This window comes from Dictyobacter aurantiacus (assembly GCF_003967515.1).
Classification (GTDB): domain Bacteria; phylum Chloroflexota; class Ktedonobacteria; order Ktedonobacterales; family Ktedonobacteraceae; genus Dictyobacter; species Dictyobacter aurantiacus.
The window spans coordinates 985658-1008147 of sequence record NZ_BIFQ01000002.1; the positions used below are offsets into that span (position 1 = coordinate 985658).

The following is a 22490-nucleotide window of genomic DNA, read 5'->3' on the forward strand; positions in this document are numbered from 1 at the left end:
GGACGGTCGAGATAAAACAAGATGAGTACCGTATTAGACTCACGGAGAAAGCTTCCAGTGGCTAAATCTCTTGTTCCACCTTAAGCGATTATAGCCCATGTCAATCACGGCACCCTCACACTTCAGCTTAAGCGCATCACAATACGATCACAACGGCATGCATAGGTTGTCATTACCTGTTAAAATAGGAATGATAGTTGAGTAAGAATGGTCGCGCCCCTGGACTGCATGCAAGGATAAGATGATGAGCCAGCATAACCCATCTCAAGGATCCCAGATACACCGTCATTTACCCACTCAGATGAATACAACCATCGGCCGTGACGCTGATATGCTCCAGGCATCTTCATTATTACGCGAAGAGCACACACGTCTGCTGACCCTGACCGGTCCCGGCGGCGTTGGTAAGACGCGTCTGGCCCTGGAGATTGCCCATCAGATGCGTATGTTCTTCGCTGGAGAGATCTTTTTTGTGCAACTGGCCCCCTTACGCGATCACACGTTTGTGCTACCCACCATCGCGCGATCCATCGGCATGGAAGAGACAGGCCGATACTCTATCAGCGACGAGCTCCAGGCATACCTGCACAACAAGCACATGCTGCTGATACTGGACAACTTTGAACATGTTATGGCGGCCAACGTTGCCATCGCCGATCTGCTGACGGCTGCTCCCCGGCTCACAATTCTGACAACCAGCCGTGAAGCCCTGCACATCTATGGCGAGCATGAATACGAGGTCCTACCATTGGCGTTGCCGCCGGCCAATCACCAGCAGAAGATAGGACTGGACGAGCCATCAGACGCCATGCAGCTATTTGTAGAGCGTGCACAAGCCATCAAACCCGGCTTCACCCTCAAACAGGACAACATCCAAACCATCGCGGAGATCTGTATTCAGCTGGATGGGCTGCCACTGGCTATCGAACTGGCCGCCGCCCGCTGCAAGCTATTGAATCCCCAGGAACTGCTTGAACGTCTGCATAGCCGCCTGCGCACATTAGTTGGTGGCGCACGCAACCTCTTGCCGCGCCAGCAGACCCTGCGCGCCACGCTTGACTGGAGTTATAACCTGCTAAATGAAGAGGAGAAATACTTTTTTCGGCAGCTCGGTATCCTGACGGGCAACTGGACGCTGGAGGCTGCAACGGCCATCGCCCAACCAGAAGCGGTGTTTGAAGAGGACACGCTAAATTTGCTCGCCTCGCTGGTCGACAAAAGCCTGGTGCGCGTCGCCGATGATACGGGTTCAGAGACCCGCTTCAACCTGCTCGAAACGATTCGTGAGTACGCGCTTGACTGTCTGAAACAGAACCAGGAGCTGATCAAGGCCCAGAGGCGCCACGCGCTCTTCTTCACAGCGCTCGTCGAGCGCTGCGAGCCACATCTTTATGGCAATGAACAGTCACTATGGCTGGCCCGACTCGATCTTGAGGCGGCCAACATCTGGCTGGCGCTGCGCCGGGTCATCGATCAGCTTGAAGTCGATATCGCGCAGCGGCTGGCCGGCAATCTCGGTCGCTTTCTGCAATTGCGCGGCTCCTTAAATGAGGGTCACAACTGGCTGGAAGAGGTTATCGCCATATCCGCCAGCGCGCAGCCCAACCACTTTCTGGCCCGCGTCTACTATAGCGCGGGCACCATGGCCCATCTGCACGGGAATCTGGCCCTGGCGCGCAGCCGACTAGAGGAGTGCAACCGCATAACCACCCTGACCGATGATACACGCACCCGCGCCCTGGCGCAGGGGGCGCTGGCCCTGCTCGATCTGCACCGGGGTCACTACGAGCAGGCGCGCCAGCTGGCGGAAGACAGCCTGGAGACGCTACGCGACTCATCCGACATCTGGTGTCGCGGCATGCTCTATAGCATCTGCGGCAATATCGCCAGCCAGCAAAGCGATTTCACAGCCGCCCAGGTGCGCTACGCCATGAGCCTGCGCCTCTTACGCCAGGTGGGAGATATCCGCAGCCAGGCCGATGTGCTGATCAACGTAGGCGACGTCATGAGTCAGCGCAGCAAATTGATTAGCGCCGTCTTCCTCTATCAGAAAGGTTTGCCGCTCTATCAGCAGCTCAATGATCGCTGGGGACAGGTGGTCTGCCTGAGCAGTATTGGAAACGCGCTCCGCCTGCGTGGTGATTACGAGGGGGCACAGCAGGCACTGGATGCCTGTATGGAACTGGCGACGGCTCTAGGCACCAGGCGCGAACGAGCCAATGTTCTGCTGGGACTGGGCAAGCTAGACATCAGCACCGGCTCTCTCGCGCGAGCCAGCCAGCGACTCAAAGAAAGTCTGCACATCACCCGTGAGATAAACTATCCCTCCGGCGTCGTAGCCGTCCTGAGCAGTCTCGGTGACCTGGCGCGCATGAACGGGCGCGATGATGACGCCCGCGCCTATTACGAGGAGAGCCTGAGTATGATGGCCGGCATGGGCAATCAGGTCTCTAAAATCTCCATCTTCTACGGACTGGGATGCGTAGCGCTGGCAAAGCAAGACTACGAGCAGGCGGGCATCGAGATTCGCAAGGCGCTCCACCACGCTTTTCTGCACGGAGACATGCTCGGCATGGCCATCGCCTTAGAAGGATTCGCCCAGGTATGCCAGCAGGTAGACCTGCCTGAACGCGCCGTCCAATTTCTGGGCACCGCCTCTATCCTACGCGAAGGGGTGTCCGCCCCCATCGAAAAGGTGCACCAGGCCAGCTATGCGGAGCAGATAGTTAGCTATAAGAAAAACATCGGCGAAAAAGCCTTCAGCGAAAACTGGAGCGTTGGCCGCAACATGAGCCTGCCCCAGACCCTGGGCATGATCGCCAACATCCACCTGCACAAAAAGCGCGAAGCAGTCGCGGAAAAATCCCACCTGGACTACCCTGCGGGACTAACGACACGCGAAGTAGATGTCCTGCGGCTCCTGGCCGAGGGACTCACCGACGTACTGATCGCGCAGAAGCTGGTCCTGAGCCCGCGTACCGTCAACACCCATCTACGCTCCATCTACGCCAAGCTCGGCGTCACCTCACGCACGGCCGCCAGCCGCTTCGCCTTCGAACACAAGCTTGTTTAGGGATGCGAGTTAATGGTGGGAAACCAATGTTTGTAAGATAAGCAGGCAGGCCATACCGCTAGCGATGGTGAGCAGAACGTTTTTGGTGCGCCAGGCGATCAGGATGGCGAGGATGCCCGCGATGAGGCGAGCATTGCTCAGCGATATGTCCAGTGAGCCGCCCGGGAAGAAGAGCGCGGGCGCGATAAGCGCTGACAGAACCGCGATGGGCACAAAGCGCAGGGCCTGCTGAACGATGGGGGCGACCTGCATCTTCCCCATAAATACGATAAATGACAGGCGAGTACCCAGGGTTAACAATCCGATAGTAATGATAGTGATCCAGAGCCATTGCTGCGACATATCCAGTTCCTTGCTTGTTTGCTTGCTATAGCGATGTTCTTCCCTTCAACTCCATGATGAGGCCAACCGCGATGCCAACCAGGGCGGCGACCGCGATCCCCAGTTTCAAGGGTAAGGCGATAACGAGCAGCGCGGTCAGCGCGGCGGCCAGCGCGGAAGCTGTGCTCACGCGGTCCTTAAGCGCGGGCACAACCAGAGCGATAAACGTCAATGTAGAGGTAAAATCAAGCGACCAGCTGGCGGGGATGTGTCCACCCAGGAAAATGCCAGCGGCCGTGCTCAGTTGCCACGTTGTCCACAGAGCCAGGCCTGCCCCCAGGAAATAAAAGTGCTTCCGCCCATCCTCGCCCGGCTTCTGATAATGCAAGATGGTCACCGCGTACGCCTCATCGGTCAGCAGGTATGCCAGCAGCCATTTCCAGAGCACGTGAAGCCTGCGCGTATAGGGAGAGACCGACGCGCTATAGAGCACATGGCGGATATTGACGATAAAGGCGGTCAGGATCACGACAAGCGCGGGCACGCCGGCCGCGATGAGTTGAGCGATCACAAATTGCGCCGAGCCCGCGAAGACGATGCACGACATAGCCTGCGCGATGCTCGCCGGGATGCCCGCGCTGATCGCCGACACTCCATAAATCATCCCAAAGGGGACCACGCCGAGTAAGATTGGCAGTTCGTCCCTGACCCCATGTAAGAATTCAAAATGTGATGCTTTCATGGGGCCATTATAGAAGACAAAAACGGCATCCGTCTTGTCTGATATTGCTATTTTTTAAATGGGTCTGGCTTCCGTCATCTTGGGGGCACCTGCGCGCCCCCGCACTCGCGTCCGCTACGCGGCCGCGCTAGTTTTATATGAGTGCATGGGATACGCGAATGCGCATCCCATGCACTCATATAAAACTGACTTCTGAGAATGTGTTTTACAGCACAGGTTATGGATGGAAGATTGAGCCGTAGAGCCCGGGCGGCACGCCAACGATGCGCTTAAAGTGTCTGGTAAAGTGGCTCTGGTCCGCGAAACCCACAGTGATAGCGATATCTACGCAAGACATCCCCATACCCAGAAGGGCCTTCGCGTGCCTGATGCGTGTCTGTATCTGGTAAGCGTGAGGAGGCAAGCCGACCTGGTCTCGAAATGAGCGCAGCAGGTGAAATGGACTGAGACTGGCAATCGCCGCCAGCTGGTCGAGCGAGATATTCTCGGCGTAGTTTTCTTCAAGATAGGAACGAACGCGCTGGATGCCCATATGCTCTTTGGTGAACAGGCGCGGGCGCGGATGATCATCAGCGTAGCGCAAAATCAAGCGCGCGAGCGTCCACAACATCCGCGATTCCCGCTCAAGGGTCGACGCATGTTCTTCCAGTGCTCGATGGGTAAGGGAGATTTCGGCTCCCAGGTCAGGATCATGCACCACCGGTTCAGTGAAGAAGGGGATATCGCGTGTCCGGCCGGTAAGATCAGAGACCGCCTGTTGTAAGAGCCCGGTTGATGGATAGAGCATCCTGTAGGTCCAGCCATGCTCGGCCGCCGCCGAACCGGTATGTACTTCACCAGGATTGATAAACACAATGCTCCCGACTGGCGCGACATGCTGACGTCTCCGATACGCGAACTGCTCCGCGCCCTGCTCAATGACTCCAATCGCATAACCCTCATGGGTATGGGGAGCAAACGAATGCCTGACATAGGTCGCATGAAGCAGTTCTAGATTGCTCAAGGTAGCATCCTGCCAGAATTTCACGTACTCATGCTCACGGGGCATGGGTTTCTCCTTCCATCACATAGCTGGAATTGGATCGATGATATTCAATCATAGAATATGCGGCCCACGCGAAAAATGCAATGGTGGTAATCCATCGCATCTACGTTATTTTGCCTATCTCTTATGGTAAGGTATCTTAGCATTCAGGTACTCCCAAAACTACGTCATATGAGTCATATGCGAGCCTTCTTTTTTCGGTACAGTAGGGGCAGAAGAAAAAAGTGAAGAGAGCCATGAAGGAGGCAGCATATGGCAGTGGTGTCATATCCAACCGGAAAAATTGTGCAGGTACTGGGCGCGGTCGTCGACATCGAATTTGAGGCCGCCGAGATGCCAAAGATCTATGATGAGCTGCGGTTAAAGCAGCCAGACATCGAGCAAGCGCTGGCGTTTGAGGTCGAACAGCATCTAGGTAACAACTGGGTGCGCTGTATCGCGCTAGGAGCGACGGATGGCTTGCAGCGCGGAGCCGAAGTCATCAGCCTGGGACATCCCATCTCGGTGCCGGTAGGACCACAGACCCAGGGGCGCATCTTCAATGTGCTAGGACAGACCGTCGATAACGGCGAGCCGATCACCGATGCGCCGCGCTGGCCCATTCACCGCGAGGCACCCATTCTGGAGGACCAGACCATCAAAGCAGAGGTCCTTGAAACCGGCATCAAAATTATCGACCTGATCTGTCCCTTCGTCAAAGGCGGCAAGATCGGTGCCTTCGGTGGTGCCGGCGTCGGCAAAACTGTAATCATCCAGGAGCTCATCAACAACATCGGAAAACAGCACCAGGGCAACAGCGTCTTTGTCGGCGTAGGCGAACGCACGCGTGAGGGCAACGAGCTCTATCATGAAATGATCGAACGCGGCGTCATCGATCGTGTATCGATGGTCTATGGGCAGATGAACGAACCGCCGGGATCACGTCTGCGCGTCGCCCTGACAGGTCTAACCATGGCCGAATACTTCCGCGACGCAGAACATAAAGACGTACTGCTCTTCATCGACAACATCTTCCGCTTCTCGCAGGCCGGCGCCGAAGTCTCAGCGCTGCTTGGTCGCATGCCATCAGCGGTAGGCTATCAACCCAACCTGGCGGAAGAGATGGGGGATCTACAGGAGCGCATCACAAGTACTGCCAACGGTTCGATCACCTCGCTGCAGGCCGTCTTTGTGCCAGCGGACGACTACACCGATCCCGCCCCGGCCACAACCTTCGCCCACCTGGACGCCAACGTCTCGCTGGAACGCTCCCTGTTTGAGCAAGGGCTCTATCCAGCTATAGATCCCCTGGCATCGACCAGCCGCATCCTGGATCCAGGTGTGGTGGGCGAAGAACACTATAACACCGCACGCGACGTACAGCGCTTACTGCAACGCTATCGTGAACTGCAGGACATCATCAACATCATGGGAGTCGAAGAGCTCTCGGATGAAGACAAGCTCACGGTCACGCGCGCCCGCAAGATGCAACGTTTCCTGACGCAGCCGCTCAGCGTCGCCCAGATCTTCACCAACCTGGAAGGGCGCTACGTCACGATCCCCGAGACGCTACGTGGGGCCAGAGCGATCATAGCTGGTGAATACGACGATATACCAGAGGGCATGTTCTACATGGTCGGAGGTATTGACGAGGTCGTAGAACGCTGGAATGAGCAGCGGTAAGCTGGCAAACGGCCAGAGCGCCACGCGGGATCACGATCCTCGCTGGCGCTTTAGCCAGGCGGCCGCGAAATCGATCGCGGGCCGCTGCTGGAAGAGGCGGCAGGACGCCTGCCCGACACTGCCACGCAACACCTGCTGAGTCTGCTCAAACTCGTGACCGATGGCAGGAAAGATGTCGGCATCCAGCTCAATATCTTTAAAGCGCTTCCATACGCGCTGACCATTTTCAATGATCGGAGCCCCCAGCGTCACCTCTTGCGCGCCTGGAACGCGATACTCAGCCAGGTGGAAAGTCGTATTGCTATCGTAGCCAACCCCGAGCAACAATGCCCAGCCATTCAGCTCATACATGCGCGCCAGGGGCGAGCGCTCGCCCAGGCCATACTCCAGTCCATGATCAGCGAGAATCTGATCAGCATGGTGGCCCCAGGCCGCGAACGAAACCTGCGGATGATTGCTGCGCAGCACACCGGGATAGGTCCGAAACGCCTCCACGACAACGCCCATCTTATAGGATGGCGTCACCTCGGGCCGAAAGGCCGGCATCGCCTCATAGATAATATCCCACCAGGGCTGCGGCACCGGAGGCTTCTGCCAGCTGGCCGGATCAGAATAATTGCCGGTCTGCGTCGGCATCACCAGGGTACCCGCATCCGTAACGACATCCATCAAAGCCTCCACCAGCGCCACCGCCCCCCCGCAGACCCAGCCCAGCGAGCTCAACGACGAATGCACCAGCACCCTCATCCCCGGTCTCAATCCCAGTTCCCGTAGATCGTGGGCCAGGCTCTCACGCGTACACAGCCTGGCGGTCTCCCTCACAACCTTTTCCTCAGACATAAATCCATTATCCCCTTTCTATTCGCAACCTGAACAGACTACCATCCATCGCACATAAAAGCAACAGTCTTATGTTAGTTGGTGTGGCAGGAGCGCATTCGCGCTCCTGCCACACCAACTAACATAATTTGACAAATTATGTTAACGCATGGAGTGCGCATTTGCGCACTCCATGCGTTAACATAAAAAATCGCTGCGGCCGCGTAGCGGACGCCCGTGCGGGGGCGATCACGCCCCGGTAAAAAGTGTGTCTGACACGCTCTAACCCTTGACAATTGAGAAGCCGATTATTATAGTAGTAGTTGGAGCTACTACTAAAGAGAGAGAAGGAGAGAGTTGTGACGATGTCGACCGTTGAGGAGATGAAGCACCTCGGATTTACCGGCGCGGAAGCACAGATCTATATCTTCTTGCTCCAGCATCCGCTCTCGACAGGTTATGAGATCAGCAAGGGGACTGGATTGCCCAGAGCCAATACCTACCAGGCCCTTGAAACTCTGACCGCCAAGGAACGTGTTATAGCTGTGAGCGCGGACCCCGTGCGCTACGCGCCCGTCCCACCGGCAAGGCTGCTGAAGCGCATTGAAGAGGAGACCACCCAACGCTGCCAGAGTCTGGAACAGCAGTTGACCGCGCTGGAACGGCCAGATAACGTCGGGCACTTCTGGGAGCTCAACGAGTACAGTCGTATTGAGGCGCGACTGCGCGAGTTGATCGCGTCTGCCCGGCAGCGGATCGCGGCCAGTCTATGGGCCGAGGACCTCGACCGTCTGACCGATGTCTTACAGCAGGCGCGCGACCGGGGCTGTACGATTATTCTTAACTTATTTGGCGAAGCCAGCGCCGATTACGCCATGATCTATCAGCACGAGGGCCCCGAAAAAGTGGTGGGGGGCCATGTCATCGCGCTGGCAATCGACTTTGAAGAGGCCCTGGTCGCTTCGCTAGATGCCCCGGCCAGCGGCGTCGTCACCCAGAACCGCACCATGGTTCGTGTGGTGGAAAAGTTCATTCGCGACGAGGCCTATCTGGCCGCCATCTACGAGCGGCTCTCGCCAGAGCTAGAGGCTACCTTTGGTCCGCACATGGTCAATCTGCGCCGCAGCTTGCTGCCCGCGCAGGACGCCGAGCACCTCGTCGCCATTACAACCATGGGATCGCAACCAATCAACCTACCGTCAAATTTACATACATCAACGCGAGATGCATCGCATCTTGGAGAGGAGTAGCCGTCATGGCTGGAACAGTAACCGTAGTTGTAGGCACACAATGGGGTGATGAGGGAAAGGGGAAGCTTGTAGACCTTCTGAGCAACGAGGCCGACCTGTGCATGCGTTTCCAGGGTGGTGGTAACGCAGGCCATACCGTCGTCAATAACTATGGTGAATTCAAGCTCCACCTGGTACCCTGCGGTATTTTTAATACCAGTTGTATCTGCGTCATGGGGACAGGAACCGCCATCGATCCACAGGATCTTATCACAGAGATGGAAGCCATCGCCAGCAAAGGCGTTTCCGTCGATCAGCTGCTGGTCTCAGATCGAGCGCATGTCGTTATGCCCTATCATAAGCTACTCGACAAAGTAGAGGACGAGGCCAGGGGCGCGTATCGCGTCGAGACAACCGGACGTGGCATCGGGCCCGCCTACACCGATAAAGTCGGGCGCATTGGCATCCGCTTCCATGATCTGCTCCACGAAGAGATTCTCCGCGTCAAGCTAAGCGCCGTCGTCAAAAAGCATAACGCCATCCTCACGCACGTCTACGGGCAGCAACCATTTGATGTCGAGGAACTGATCGCGTCCGCGCTCTCCTGGGGAAAGCAACTCAAGCCGCGCATCGTCGACACGATGCCAATCGTACGCAAAGCGCTGCAGGAAGGCAAGAATATTTTACTTGAAGGCCAGCTTAGCGCCATGAAAGATATCGACTGGGGCTCCTATCCGTTTGTCACCAGCTCTTCCCCCACCGCCGCTGGTGCCTCCGCGGGATCTGGTATACCGCCACGCTACATCAACCGCGTCATCGGCGTAGCCAAAGCGTACAGCACCCAGGTCGGCACAGGACCCATGCCAACCGAGTTGCACGACGAGATGGGGGCTAATCTGCGCACCCTGGGAGGAGAATTTGGCGCCACCACCGGTCGGCCCCGGCGCATCGGTTGGTTTGATGCCGTCATCACCCGCTACGTCACCGAGATCAACGGCTGCACCGACCTCAACATCACCAAGCTGGACGTGCTGGACACCCTGGCCGAGATCCCGGTCTGCACTGGCTATCGCTATAAAGGCGAGATGATCGAGCACCTGCCTGATCCCATCATCCACGAAAAATGCGAGCCCGTCTACGAGGTGCTTCCCGGCTGGCAGCAATCCACCCAGCAGGCCAGAACGCTGGAAGACCTACCCCACAATGCCCGCGCCTACCTGGATCGCCTGTCGGAACTGGTTGGCGTACGCATCCACAGCGTCGGTGTTGGTCCCAACCGCAACCAGACCCTGATGGCATAAGGGATATGCACAAATAAAGTGGTATACACTGGGAGGCCTCCCAGTGTATACCACTTTATTTGTGCAGCCTATATAAAAGGGCTTACTGGTCCAGCTTATGAAACGAATTCATTGAGCTCTATTTTATGCCCGGCACGCTTCAAAATGAACCAGACCATGGCGATAGAAATCGCCAGCAGGAAGAGACCAAGAAAAAAGAGCATCGGGTTAAAGGAAACGCTGGCCGTCATATCTGTATTACCGGCGCCGCCGGTACTAGCCGCCGTCGCAGCAATACCAACCGGGGCATGCTTTACCGTAAATGCTGATTGGTGGGCGTTCACAGCTTTAGGGGTAGATTTAGCCATCAGGGCAGAAAACTGCTGCGTTGTTCCCGCATAGTGGAAACTCTCCACGGTATTATTGCCAGGCAGTGTCGCTGTCACCGCCGTAAATTCACAGATCAATGTACTCAAAATGGCCCCTGTTCTTTCTTAAGACATAAAAACAAATCATCTACAATATATAAATCAACCAATACCCTACAAACGTTACAACCACTAGCCAGAAAAAAATCCTGTTCATAGAAAGCATCTATGACCATTATATATGCGAATTCATAAAGGTCTATATCGATTCCCTAAATAGGGCCTTAAAGGTTTTTCGCCTATTGTTGTGTAAGTGCAGCAGGGGCGCGGATGCGCCCCTGCTGCACTTACACAACAATAGATAGATGAGCACCGCAGGTGCGAAAACTATCTATGCGTGGCATTGGTCTGCCACTTTTGCTGCAGCCACTGGACCGCGATTAAAGTCTTGGCGTCGCGGATTTCTCCTCTTTTAAGTACGTCCCACAGTTCATCAAAGGATACCTCAATTAACTCGATATCTTCATGTTCGTTGGCCAGGCCGCCTCCATTTGAGATACGATCAGCGCTGGTCACCTCGGCGTAAAAGAGGAATATACGCTCCGAAGAGCCGCCGGGCGAAACATAAAAGGTAGCGATCGGAGTCAGTTCATGAACCTGGTACCCAATCTCCTCATGAATCTCGCGTCTGACAGCATCCTCCGGCTGCTCATTTTCATCGATCATACCGGCGACCACCTCATGCAGCCAGCCGGGTCCTTTTCCCCAGGTCGGGTAGCGGAATTGATTGGTCATCAACACTTTCCGGGTATTGGTATTCACCAGTAGAGCCGCGACGGCATCACCGCGCTCCAGCACCAGGCGGCGAACCGGATCGCTCATCTGCCCATCAAAACGCCTGAAGCGTAGGTGGGCCTCCTCGATTTTAAAGAAATCATCCAGCAGCACACGCTGCTCCAGAATCTCTACTTTCTTATCCATTACATCATCCTTGCCAAAAAGTAAATATAAAGCCTTCTTTCTTTATTGACGTACAAGCCATACATTTCGGCTCCTTGATCGGGGAGTGCCAGACGCACTTCTTGTCATGGGGCGTGAGCGCCCCCGCACGCGCGGCCGCATCGGATATGTGTAGGTGTACCAGGGGCGCGGATGCGCCTCTGGTACACCTACACATGACATCTAAGCACAGCAGGTGTAACCAGCACGAGGTGTCGCACCTGTCGTGCCCACGAGTCCTTTTTATGCGGGAACAGCAAGGGCGCGATGCGCCCTGGTACACCCACATATGACATCTAAACACGACCGATGTAACCAACACACAGTGCGCATCTGCTGTGCTTAGATGTCCATTTTGGTTGGAGCAGCGAGTGAGTGGATGCGCCTCTGGTACACCTACACATGACATCTAAGCACGGCAGGTGTAACCACCACGAGGCGTCGCACCTGCCGTGCCCACGAGTCCTTTTTTATGTGGGAGCAGCAAGGGCGCGATGCGCCCTTGCTGCTCCCACATAAAAACCAGCGCGGCCGCGTAGCGGCCGCGCGTGTGGAGGCACTTACGTGCTCCACAATGGCAGAGCAATCTACTTTCACAGTGTCAGCACAATCGAGAAGGGGCACCACATTTGCGGCATGGCCGTTTTTTTAATCCGCTTATCATACTCTTCAGTTATGCTAAACACAGTTGGCGGAAAAATGCTTTGCCATATTATGAAAGAGTTAATAGGCAGAAAGTCATATACAAAGTAGAAAGGCGTGTAGCTTTCGTTTAATATATCTGGAAGCTATTGGATTTCCAGCACAGCGTAGATATTTCCATATAGATAGATGTGAATTTCCTATTGAAAAACTCAATAAGGGGGTTTGGAATATTGAAAGTGCCACTTTTAGATAAGTTAAAAGGGAGTAGTGCCATCAGCGGTAGGAAAAGGGCCATTTTATTCTCACTCGTAGCCATACTGGTTATCGCCGTCTCCATATCTATCTATACGCAAAAGACCCATTCGCATCCGCAGCCAATGACGAACTCAGCGTCGACCGCCACGCCAGCATCCCAGGGTATTGGATTCCAGGTACCTCCACACGCAACGACCCCAACCACGAAACCAAAGCCAAAGGCTACATCCGCCCCAACATCTACGATCATTCAGCCCACCATACCAGGGGTACCCACCCTGGGCCAACTAGATCAGGTAACAGACCAGGCCTTTGGCAATGAAGGCGATTATGTACCCAACAGTTGGGGCGTGCATAAACTACGTATTATCCGCACGACCTCTGGTGATCTATTTACAATATTTATTTCGGAAGGTAGCGATCAGCAAAACCGCACCTGGCATCTCATGCACCAGGCACCTGGTAGCAGCACCTGGACAGAGCTAAAACAGGGTAATGCTGGCACTGAGCCCATCAATATTATCCGTGGCCCCCACGATGAGATTCACCTGTTCTCCTGGCCTGGCACTAACCAGGAAGCCCATCACTTTGTATCAAACGACCTGGGACAGACCTTTAAAGAGGAGATCTTACAAGGGCAATGGTCCAGCGATCAGGGCTATAGCGGAGCCGCTATTAATCCACTGGGAGACATTGTCTTCTTCCAGACCGGCGATGATGTGCCAGGCATCTTTTACTGGACCTACTATTCACCAAACACCAATACCTGGACTTTCCATACCAGTCAGATGGATTATCGCCATACCTATGCCTTCTTCTTTCCTGGCTATAACAACGATCTGACCATGGTCGCCATGCGTGACGTGCTACGTCCACGCCTGGGCCTTCCCAGCGCCCAGGACTTTAACTATATCTTTAATGAGATCAGGTACTTCTATATCGGCAACGTCTATAATCCCGTTATGCAGCAGCTGTCATTAACACAGGTACAGCCACGCAGCAATGACGACTTCGACGTCACCTACCTTACAGATGCCTATATGGATACGCAGGGGCGTACGCATATCATTTATAGCAATCAATATGACGGCGTCCATCACGTCATCGTCGATCATGGTACCATCATTAAAAATGTGATTCAGAACGTGACAGCTCCCAACAAGGTACGTATTATTCAGGATGCTATCGGCCATTTCTATCTCATCTCGATGGACGATCAGGGGCAGAGCATCAACATCTATCCCGGCACGGCCGGCGACACCGACGGAACCCAGTTAGAAGCAGCAATCCACCTGGACATATCGAAGTTCCCCGGGTGCACCGATGACGACTTCTGCCACTCACCCACATTTATCGTACCCCGTGGAGGGAATCCGCTCAGCAACTACCTCGATGGCGTCTACGGCAACCACAACAACGAATACTACTTCCGCATCAACCTGCGTAGCTAGGAGGGTGTCAGACACACTTTTTCCAGGTGTGGGTGGACACCCCCGCACGGGCGTCCGCATACGCGGCCGCCCTTGTTTATATATTGTGGCAATGATGCAAATAACGCGTATTGCGCGTTATTTGCATCATTGCCACAATATATAAACATAATAGTGCACGTCCTAATTGGGAATGGGACGTGCACAACCAGTTAATTGGTGGGGAAGAGCCATTGACGATGCGAAAGGACGGTCTGGAAGGCTTCGAGGCTGATGTTGTCGGCCTCAGAGGTAACCCAGTCTTCCAGTTTGGGAGCTACGGTGCAGGAAGGGCAGGGATACATATCACCGTTGGGGAGTACACGGTAGCTGAATCCGGGAACGGGCGCGGGCAAGAACAGGCGCTGGGTCGCGACCTGAATAAGGTCTTTCTCCAGATCAGCCCAGCGGTTGTTGAAGACCAGGTTAGCCAGGTGAACGGCGATCAGGACGTGCATCTGACGAGTCTCTTTAATGCTCTTATCAACATAGCCCGTAGTAAAGCCTTGATAGGGTCCCAGGTACATCTTAAAGTAGAAGCCACCATTGGTCCGGTCGCGTAAGGGCGAGGTCTCAAGGTTATCCAGCATCTCTTTAGCCAGCTTCAGATAGGTCTGGTTGTGCGTATAAGCGCCGGTCCTGATCAATGCTTCGAGTTCCTGACCGGTCTCGCCCATGCGCGCCTGCGTGTCCAGCAACTTATTGGAGCCATAACGCGAATCGTTGAGCAGGTAGATGCGACCAAAGAGGTGGTAATGCTGATTATACGCCTGTTTGATGACAGCTTCCGCGCCCCGGTTGCCGGCGGTCACCCATTCTGGATGCTGGAAGCGTGTGCCGGCATCAACCAGGGCCAGGCTGGTCTCCAGAGCGTGATCGACACGATAACCATCCTGTAGATGGACGTTGCCGCCACCGGCGCTGGTATCCAGGTCACCATGCTGCACGCCCAGGTTGGGATCGATCCGCTTATACTCGGATGTAGCCCAGCCAAGCATGGTATGATTCCAATAATCGGTATCATGACTGAAATCCCGCATGTGCAGCAACGTAAAGTAGACCCAGCCCTTATTCAGGACGGTATGGCCCCATTCGCGCTGTGTGGTTGGCAGCATACGAGCGATATACTGGTCAATGGACTTATCATCGGGGTGGCGCATCTTATACCAGTACATATTGTCCAGGATGCGCAAATCATTGAGGCTATCACGGCGGGTGGAATGTCCACGCTGATCACAGCGATCGGGGCTACAGTTCACCTGGTTAACGTCGCTTTTACGCCAGTTGATCAAAGTGGTGTGCAACTGATCATCCCAGCTATGCGCATTCATATCGTTGAGCACCTGGGTCACGATGGTATCCAGATCTTTGACACGCGTCCTGGTAGGGGTCGGTTGTGCGGTTGGTTGATGGTGTTTCGTCACCGGTTGTGGCGTCGGCTTTCCCTCATTGGGATTAAAAGGTGGCCGGATAAACACGGTATACATCAATGTTACCAGCACAACAACGGGCAACAGATATAAAACAATGGCGGTAATGCGGCGCGCCTTTTTCGAGCTACGATAGCGTCGCCACAGTGATTGTTCAGATTCCCTTTGCGGGGGTTTCTCCTGTATCTGACTCATAAGCTTATCCCTTCATAAAGCACATCATGACACAAATAGAATTACATAATCAGCATACAAACACAGGCCAAATGTCAGATACACCTTAAAAAATGAAAAAACGATGTGAGCGCCATGCAATTTCAGGAGGCACGTGTTACAATAAAAACGAACTAAGATGTGCTTGCTCCGAAATGTCAATTCTGGCCGGCCATCTTCTTCGCATCTATCTGCTTGAAGACACGAGCAAGATAGATACATCCCGATGAGGCGACAACAGTGCCAACGTAACGACTTAGAAAGAGGCATACAATGACAGCAAACATCCGTGTCACCATCTGGAATGAATACCGCCACGAGCGCAAATCGCCAGAGGTCGCAAAGATTTATCCAGAGGGGATTCATGGCACGCTGGCCAAAGCGCTCAGCGAAAAGGGCTACACCGTACGCACCGCCACTCTGGATGAGCCGGAACATGGATTAACCGACGAAGTGCTGGAAAACACCGATGTCATGCTCTGGTGGGGTCATATGGCCCATGGAGAGGTGCGCGACGAAATTGTAGAGAAGGTACACAAGCGCGTACTAGATGGAATGGGCCTGGTAGTCCTGCACTCCGGTCACTTCTCCAAAATCTTCAAAAAGCTACTCGGCACAGATTGTGATCTCAAATGGCGTGAAACCAATGATAAGGAGCGCATGTGGGTTGTTGCCCCCGGCCATCCTATCACCGAAGGCATCGGCGATTACATCGAGATCGAGCACGAAGAGATGTATGGCGAGCCATTTGGTATTCCTGAGCCGGACACGCTGGTCTTTGTCAGTTGGTTCACCGGTGGGGAGGTTTTCCGTAGCGGCTGCTGCTACACACGAGGGCAGGGCAAAATCTTCTATTTCCGTCCCGGTCACGAGACGCTGCCCACCTATCATCATCCAGAGGTTCAGCTCGTTATCAGCAACGCCGTGCGCTGGGCCAATCCAACCGCAGCCCGCAAGCTGATTCGCGGCAACACTCCTGCCCTGGAGAAATAGCTATAAAGCGTGTCTGACACACTTTTTCCAGGGCGCGTGAGCGCCCCTACACGGGCGTCCGCTGACGCGGCCGCATTGATGTTTGTGTGTTGATACATCGGGGGCGCGGATGCGCCTCCGATGTATCAACACATTGAAGGACGCTGAGCGCCGCAGGTGTCCATTGTATATTGATTTATTATTATTTTAAGCAAGAAAGAGAACGTTTACCATGCCAGAAGAGGATGCACAGCAGTTCGCTGAAAACCGGTATGATAGCATGCAGTATCGCCGCTCCGGTCGTTCAGGATTGCAGTTGCCAGCCATTTCGCTGGGAGCCTGGGAGACCTTTGGTGGATATCGCGGTGAAGAGATTGCGCGTGCCTGTCTGTATCGCGCCTTCGATCTAGGTATTACCCATTTCGACCTGGCCAACAACTATGGACGCCCGCCGGGCAATGCCGAAAAGGTCGTGGGCAAAGTGTTGAAAGACATGCCACGCGATGAGCTAATCATCTCCAGTAAAGCAGGCTACTACATGTGGCCCGGCCCCTATGGCGACGGACTCTCGAAGAAATACCTCGTCGCCAGCCTGGATCAGTCCCTCAAACGCCTGGGCCTGGAATATGTTGATATCTTCTATGCCCACCGTCCCGATCCGGAGACGCCACTGGAAGAGACAATGGCCGCCCTCGATCTGATTGTTCGCCAGGGCAAAGCTCTGTACGTGGGCGTCAGTAACTTTCCAGGTGATCATCTAGAGCAGGCGGTACAGATTACGAAACAGATGGGCCTGGCTCCGATTACCATCCACCAGCCACGCTACAACATGCTGGACCGCAAGCCCGAGCATAATCTGTTCGATCATACCGTGCGCAACGGCATCGGTGTCATCACCTACAGTCCGCTGGCCCAGGGACTGCTGAGCGACAAATATCTCGGCGACAAACTGCCCGAGGATTCGCGCGCGGCCGCCTGGTGGGGTCGTAAGAACAACGAGGAAGTGGTGCGGGGCGAGGTACAGGACAAGCTGAATCGCTTGAACTCCATCGCCAGGGAGCGCGGTCAGACGCTGGCCCAGATGGCGCTGGCCTGGAATCTGCGCCTGCCAGCCGTTACCAGCGTCCTGATCGGCGCCTCCAAAGTTGAGCAGATCGACGAGAACGTCGCCGCCCTCAAGAACCTCGACTTCAGCGCCGAAGAATTGAAGGCGATCGATGAGATTGTGCCATACACCTTCTAGAAGGTGTATGGCACAATCTCATGGGGATCCCGTTGCCCACGCACGGTGGGGGATGTGTGCCTTCGGCAATGACTCTACGCGCCTACGGCGCTCAGAAATTTTAATAAAGTGTTGTGGGTCTGGCCGCTGTGCGGCCAGACCCACAACACTTTATTAAATGGGTTTTACAAAGGGGTTGGTGGCATACAACAGGTGGGTGCCGCCAGACACACAACACTTTATTAAATGGGTTTTACAAAGGGGTTGGTGGTATACAACAGGTGGGTGCCGCCAGACACACAACACTTTATTAAATAGGTTTTACAAAGGGGTTGGTGGCATACAACAGGTGGGTGCCGCCAGACACACAACACTTTATTAAAAATGGGTTTTACAAAGGGGTTGGTGGCATACAACAGGTGGGTGCGGATGCACCCACCTGTTGTATGCCACCAACCCCTTAACAATATGGGCGGCCGCGTATGCGAACGCCCGAAAAGGAACAATAAAGCGGAGCTTTATTGTTCGAAACCGTAGGAGGCTGCGCCGAGCAGGGCCACTTTGCTGTTCAGGACGACGTGTACAGGCACATCGGCCAGCATTTCGGAGAAACGACCTTTGTTCTGGAAGACATGCATAAACTCGGGATCCTCCAGAAAGGGGCGGATACGTGGTGGTAAGCCTCCGCCGAGATAGACGCCACCGGTGGCCAGCGTCTTTAACGCCATATTGCCAGCTTCAGCGGCCAGAATCGAGGCAAAGACCCTGACGGTGGCGGCGCAGATAGCCGAGTAGCTACCTTCGGCGTTCGATTCAGCCTCGGTATCTTTAGGTGCCATGGCGGATTGCACAATAATGGGTGTTACATCCTTAGTCTGAGATAGCTTGTCCGACAGCCAGCGAGGTTCATCGAACAGGCCCGATTCTTTAGCATAGGCGTAAATATTGGGCATCCCAATACCTGAACATACGTGTTCATAGCTGACATGCTGCATGCGTTCGAGTAGATACACCAGCAAACCAACTTCAAAGGGATTGGTAGGAGCAAAATCGACATGGCCACCCTCAGAAGGGTGCACACGATAATGAGCACCATCCCAGGTCAAAATTGCTTCGCCTAAACCGGTGCCAGGAGCGACCACAGCCAGGGTGCCATGCTTGGCTGGCTTTCCCGCGTTGAGCGTATGCAGATCAGATGGATTCAGGAGAGGAATAGCCGTTGCCATAGCGGCCAGGTCATTGAGCAAGGTCACAGAAGGAATATTCAATGTCTGCTGCAGTTGCTTTTCTTCCATATGCCAGGGGAGATTGGTAATCTTCGCCTTGCCGGCAACGACTGGTCCAGCCACACCAAAGACAGCTCGATCAATAGTAACGTTAGATAGATCGATCTTCTTGAGAAAGTCGTTAACCAGGGCGGCCAACGTAGGATACTGCGCACTCGGCAATGTTGCTTCCCTCGTTGGAGAACGAAAATCCTCTTTCGAGGCATATAGAGCCAGATTGGTTTTAGTTCCTCCAATGTCACCAGCCAGTAACATGATTAAGCGCAACCTTTCGATAAGTACTGTCTAAAACAGCACACTTCATTGTAACGGTCGTAGACATAGTGGGGGCTTTGTCCGCGACAGACAAATCCGAAAAGATATCGATATATGTCTATATCTAATCGACTTTCGCATATAAAAATAAAGGTAAACAGCACCTTCACAGTAAGACCGGCCTGATGTTCAGGCAAGCACTCATTCAAGGTACCACAAAATAATATCACACTGTACTCATTTGTGGGGGGAAAGTCTGAGGTATAGAAGTATGCCGGTGTACATGAGGTGGTGCAGAGAGCGCGGTACGAGCTCTCTGCACCACCTCATGTACACCGGCATACTCCAACTTCTTGATCAGATGTGCCAGATGCGAATCGTTTCATCATAAGAGCTGCTCGCCAGGCGAGAGCTGTCGGGGGACCAGGCTAAGGCTGCGACAGTAACCTTATGCCCATGGAAGGAGGTAATCTGTCCTGTGACTTGTTCACGTATCTGCACAAAGCCCTTGGGATCGGGAAATTGTGGACTGCCGCCGACACAGGCGATAAAGCGGCCATCCGGAGACCACGCCACGCCCAATATCGGCGCTCGATCGCCATTGGTTTTGTAGGAAGTGGTCGCAGTTCCCGTCCGGGCGTCACGCAGAGTGATCACCTCAGCATCGCCACAGGCAATCAAGCTACCATCAGGCGACCAGGATAAGGCATTAGCGCTATTGTTCAGCACGACAGCATCGCGGCCAGTGACACTATCCCATATTCGCGTCGTACGGGTAAAAACCCCACCAATGATACTATCGATACTCGAGATAATCTGTCGGCTATCGGGGGACCAGGCCAGGCGCGAGGCCACATGCTGTCGATACGCCAGCAGCAACCTTCCCGCCAGTGCATCGCACACATGGATCGTAGCCCCATCCGCGTCACTGCCCGCCAGGGCGATACGCGTACCATCGGGTGACCAGGCCACCGCATTGATATACGACATACCATTATAGGTAACCAGGCGCGTGCCACTGGTGGCATCCCAGATCACAACTTCGGAAAAGGTTTGTGGTAATCCCGCCGCCGAACTGGACGCATCTCCAACCTCGATGCCACCGGCCGTTACAACGTAGCGACCATCGGGCGAGCAATCGAGCAACACTCCATCTCTGGCAGCCAGAGAGACCCGCGTCTTTCCAGTAGACGCATCCCAGACTTCAACGGGCGACGTCTTACCTCCTGAAACGATCCAACCACCATCATGAGACCACGCCAGCGCGGTACTATGATTGTTCTGCCGCGTCAGCAGCAAATGGTTATCGGGCGCAGCAGTCCGGCCGCTTGCGCCAACCATATGCCTGATATTGAGGCTAGTACCTGCCGATAGCAGTCCCAGACCCGCCAGGCACAGAGACCGACGAGAGACGCGTGTAGCAGAAGTATATGTAAAACACTTAAGGTAATTTCGCATTAATTGTACCTTCCTTATGCAGCTTTATGCATTTTATGATATATAAAGCGACATAAGAAGATTATAATCTCTTTGATATCTTCGAGTCGCGCTTTAGCATTAATAATTTGTTAAAATATCTTTATATTGGAGAATCCATTTATCAAGATATTTTCATCTAACGTATATAAATGGCAAAATTTAATCGAAGATATCGCTGTGTTGGTAGATAACATAGCTAAGGGCGAGTAGAATGATGCCGTATGCCAGAGTTATCACAAGTTGCGAGGGAAGTTGGTCAAGATTGGGCATCGGCTGACCAGCGATCAAGGAAGTTGTATAGGTGTTGAGCGAGTTGGATACCGTACCCGGAAGGCTATTGACAAAGGCCACGATCGCCCGTCCAATCGGAGCGCTTAATCCGCCTACCAGACTAAAAAGAAGATTGGTGGCCAGAAACTCGATAAAGACATAGCCAATTGAGAAGCCGATACCGGCAATGGCGGAGCGACCAATAGTGGCGGCAAGCACAGCAATGAGCATATAGATAAAATAGCGCAACGATTGCGTCACCCAGGTCAGTACAAAGCCGACCCAACCCAGAGGTGTCAGCAACGCAGGTCGCAAGCCGAACAACGGGCCAGACAAAAAGCCAAGCAACGTCGAGAGGAGCATAACAAAAGCGACCACCAGCAAAGCCACCAGAGCCAGCGTTACGACCTGAGCGGTAAAGACCTGGCCCCGACGCAGGCCGCGTGTCAGCATCTGGCAGTGCATACCATAGGTATAGTCGCCCCCCACCAGGGAGCCGGCCACAATGCAGAGGAAGATAGGAGCCAGCAAGCCCAGATAGCCCAGGGCAAATTGGAGCGAACCTGGAAAGACCAGGGCCACCACAGGATCGGAACCCAATCGTGGACCCGAACTGGATGCCAGGAACAGATGGGAAATAATCATCAGCATCAAGAGCAGGGCATAGCCGCCAAAGAAGAGGCCCACTAACCACCTGGACATACCACGCCGCCGCAGATGGAAGAGGTTCCACAGCACCAATTGCCAGGTTTGTGGCAACCAGCCATGGACAAACTGTTCAGTCGAGGCCATATTTACGCGTGGTCCTGACAGTTGTTGCGCCATCGAACGCATCCTTTCTCTAGCAGGCCATAACCCGATAAAATATATTCGAATACGTTCAGTGTAAAGGACAGATGCACAGGCTGTCATCACCCAAAAAGAGCATTTATCTCAGGCCAGGCGTTCTCTTCTTCTATCATCCAAAAGGAGGAGGCGTAAACAAAAAGGAGCAGAGCGAATCAGCAGCAACCACACGATAGACCAATTATGTCTGAGGGGGAAACGCGGCTAAGCCAGAAAATGGGCGATCATATCCAGCACGACATTCACATCAAAAGGTTTGCCAAGGTGGGATGTACAGCCGATCGCCTGCGCTCGTTCTTGATCAGCCTGTGTCACGTGGGCCGTCACAGCGATAATGGGTATCTCATGAAAGGTCGCGAGTTTACGCAAATGCGCAACCGCGTCCCAGCCACTCATACCCGGCAACGACATATCCATCAAAATCAAATCAGGAAGTTGCTTAAGCGCCTGCTCAATGGCGTGCGAACCGTTTTCAGCAAAAAAAAGATCATAGATCTCTTCTTCCTCTAGAATTTGCCGCATCAATTGGCGCATATCTTCACTATCATCAACAATCAGAATACGCTTCCTTGCTGGTACCCGCGCAAGATTATCCATAACGCTCCTTATC

At 54.1% G+C, this 22490-nt stretch carries 18 protein-coding genes; 7 read left to right on the forward strand and 11 right to left on the reverse strand.

Annotated elements, in window-relative coordinates; genetic code table 11:
* The first annotated feature begins 241 nt into the window (after nt 1–241).
* Entirely contained in the window at nt 242–3073 is a 2832-nt protein-coding gene (locus KTT_RS29010) for a tetratricopeptide repeat protein (protein ID WP_126601186.1), read from the forward strand.
* A 9-nt stretch (nt 3074–3082) separates the two neighbouring features.
* Here the strand turns inward: KTT_RS29010 and KTT_RS29015 are convergent, their stop codons facing one another.
* The 3 genes from KTT_RS29015 to KTT_RS29025 form a co-directional block, all read right to left on the reverse strand.
* A complete protein-coding gene (locus KTT_RS29015) occupies nt 3083–3415 on the reverse strand; it encodes an AzlD domain-containing protein (protein ID WP_126601187.1) in 333 nt (110 codons plus the stop codon).
* A gap of 25 nt (nt 3416–3440) precedes the next feature.
* The gene (locus KTT_RS29020; protein WP_126601188.1) at nt 3441–4136 is read right to left on the reverse strand and encodes an AzlC family ABC transporter permease; all 696 of its coding nucleotides are present in this window, start codon (nt 4134–4136) and stop codon (nt 3441–3443) included.
* 217 nt (nt 4137–4353) lie between these two features.
* Nucleotides 4354–5184 (reverse strand): AraC family transcriptional regulator, encoded by an 831-nt coding sequence (locus KTT_RS29025; RefSeq protein ID WP_126601189.1) that lies wholly within the window; start codon nt 5182–5184, stop codon nt 4354–4356.
* Between the two features lie 249 nt (nt 5185–5433).
* Here KTT_RS29025 and atpD point away from each other — a divergent pair, with 249 nt between their 5' ends.
* The gene (atpD, locus tag KTT_RS29030; RefSeq protein WP_126601190.1) at nt 5434–6843 is read left to right on the forward strand and encodes a F0F1 ATP synthase subunit beta; all 1410 of its coding nucleotides are present in this window, start codon (nt 5434–5436) and stop codon (nt 6841–6843) included.
* A gap of 30 nt (nt 6844–6873) precedes the next feature.
* Here the strand turns inward: atpD and KTT_RS29035 are convergent, their stop codons facing one another.
* Nucleotides 6874–7683, reverse strand: coding sequence for an AAC(3) family N-acetyltransferase (locus KTT_RS29035; RefSeq protein ID WP_126601191.1), 810 nt, complete (start codon nt 7681–7683; stop codon nt 6874–6876).
* A gap of 344 nt (nt 7684–8027) precedes the next feature.
* Here KTT_RS29035 and KTT_RS29040 point away from each other — a divergent pair, with 344 nt between their 5' ends.
* Nucleotides 8028–8912: a TrmB family transcriptional regulator gene (locus KTT_RS29040; protein WP_235845976.1), complete on the forward strand. Its 885-nt coding sequence runs from the start codon at nt 8028–8030 to the stop codon at nt 8910–8912.
* Between the two features lie 5 nt (nt 8913–8917).
* Entirely contained in the window at nt 8918–10192 is a 1275-nt protein-coding gene (locus tag KTT_RS29045; RefSeq protein WP_126601193.1) for an adenylosuccinate synthase, read from the forward strand.
* Nucleotides 10193–10287: 95 nt separating this feature from the next.
* Here the strand turns inward: KTT_RS29045 and KTT_RS29050 are convergent, their stop codons facing one another.
* On the reverse strand, nt 10288–10647 hold the full coding sequence (locus KTT_RS29050) for a hypothetical protein (protein ID WP_126601194.1): 360 nt from the start codon (nt 10645–10647) through the stop codon (nt 10288–10290).
* Between the two features lie 279 nt (nt 10648–10926).
* On the reverse strand, nt 10927–11520 hold the full coding sequence (locus KTT_RS29055) for an NUDIX domain-containing protein (RefSeq protein ID WP_126601195.1): 594 nt from the start codon (nt 11518–11520) through the stop codon (nt 10927–10929).
* Between the two features lie 893 nt (nt 11521–12413).
* Between KTT_RS29055 and KTT_RS29060 the strand changes: the two genes are divergently transcribed.
* Entirely contained in the window at nt 12414–13889 is a 1476-nt protein-coding gene (locus tag KTT_RS29060; protein WP_126601196.1) for a hypothetical protein, read from the forward strand.
* Between the two features lie 191 nt (nt 13890–14080).
* Here the strand turns inward: KTT_RS29060 and KTT_RS29065 are convergent, their stop codons facing one another.
* Nucleotides 14081–15532, reverse strand: coding sequence for a hypothetical protein (locus KTT_RS29065; protein WP_126601197.1), 1452 nt, complete (start codon nt 15530–15532; stop codon nt 14081–14083).
* Between the two features lie 291 nt (nt 15533–15823).
* On the opposite strand from KTT_RS29065, the gene KTT_RS29070 reads away from it, so the two are divergent.
* Nucleotides 15824–16543 (forward strand): ThuA domain-containing protein, encoded by a 720-nt coding sequence (locus KTT_RS29070; RefSeq protein ID WP_126601198.1) that lies wholly within the window; start codon nt 15824–15826, stop codon nt 16541–16543.
* 211 nt (nt 16544–16754) lie between these two features.
* Nucleotides 16755–17765, forward strand: coding sequence for an aldo/keto reductase (locus KTT_RS29075; RefSeq protein ID WP_126601199.1), 1011 nt, complete (start codon nt 16755–16757; stop codon nt 17763–17765).
* A 497-nt stretch (nt 17766–18262) separates the two neighbouring features.
* Here the strand turns inward: KTT_RS29075 and glk are convergent, their stop codons facing one another.
* From glk to KTT_RS29095, 4 genes are all read right to left on the reverse strand, one after another.
* The gene (gene glk / locus KTT_RS29080; RefSeq protein WP_126601200.1) at nt 18263–19285 is read right to left on the reverse strand and encodes a glucokinase; all 1023 of its coding nucleotides are present in this window, start codon (nt 19283–19285) and stop codon (nt 18263–18265) included.
* A 357-nt stretch (nt 19286–19642) separates the two neighbouring features.
* Nucleotides 19643–20743, reverse strand: a complete 1101-nt coding sequence (locus tag KTT_RS29085) for a WD40 repeat domain-containing protein (protein WP_126603220.1) — start codon at nt 20741–20743, stop codon at nt 19643–19645.
* A gap of 180 nt (nt 20744–20923) precedes the next feature.
* Nucleotides 20924–21859 (reverse strand): DUF2705 family protein, encoded by a 936-nt coding sequence (locus tag KTT_RS29090; protein ID WP_126601201.1) that lies wholly within the window; start codon nt 21857–21859, stop codon nt 20924–20926.
* Between the two features lie 225 nt (nt 21860–22084).
* Nucleotides 22085–22477 carry a response regulator gene (locus KTT_RS29095; protein ID WP_160146203.1) on the reverse strand — a complete coding sequence of 131 codons (393 nt, stop codon included), beginning with the start codon at nt 22475–22477 and terminating at the stop codon, nt 22085–22087.
* Between the last annotated feature and the right edge of the window lie 13 nt (nt 22478–22490).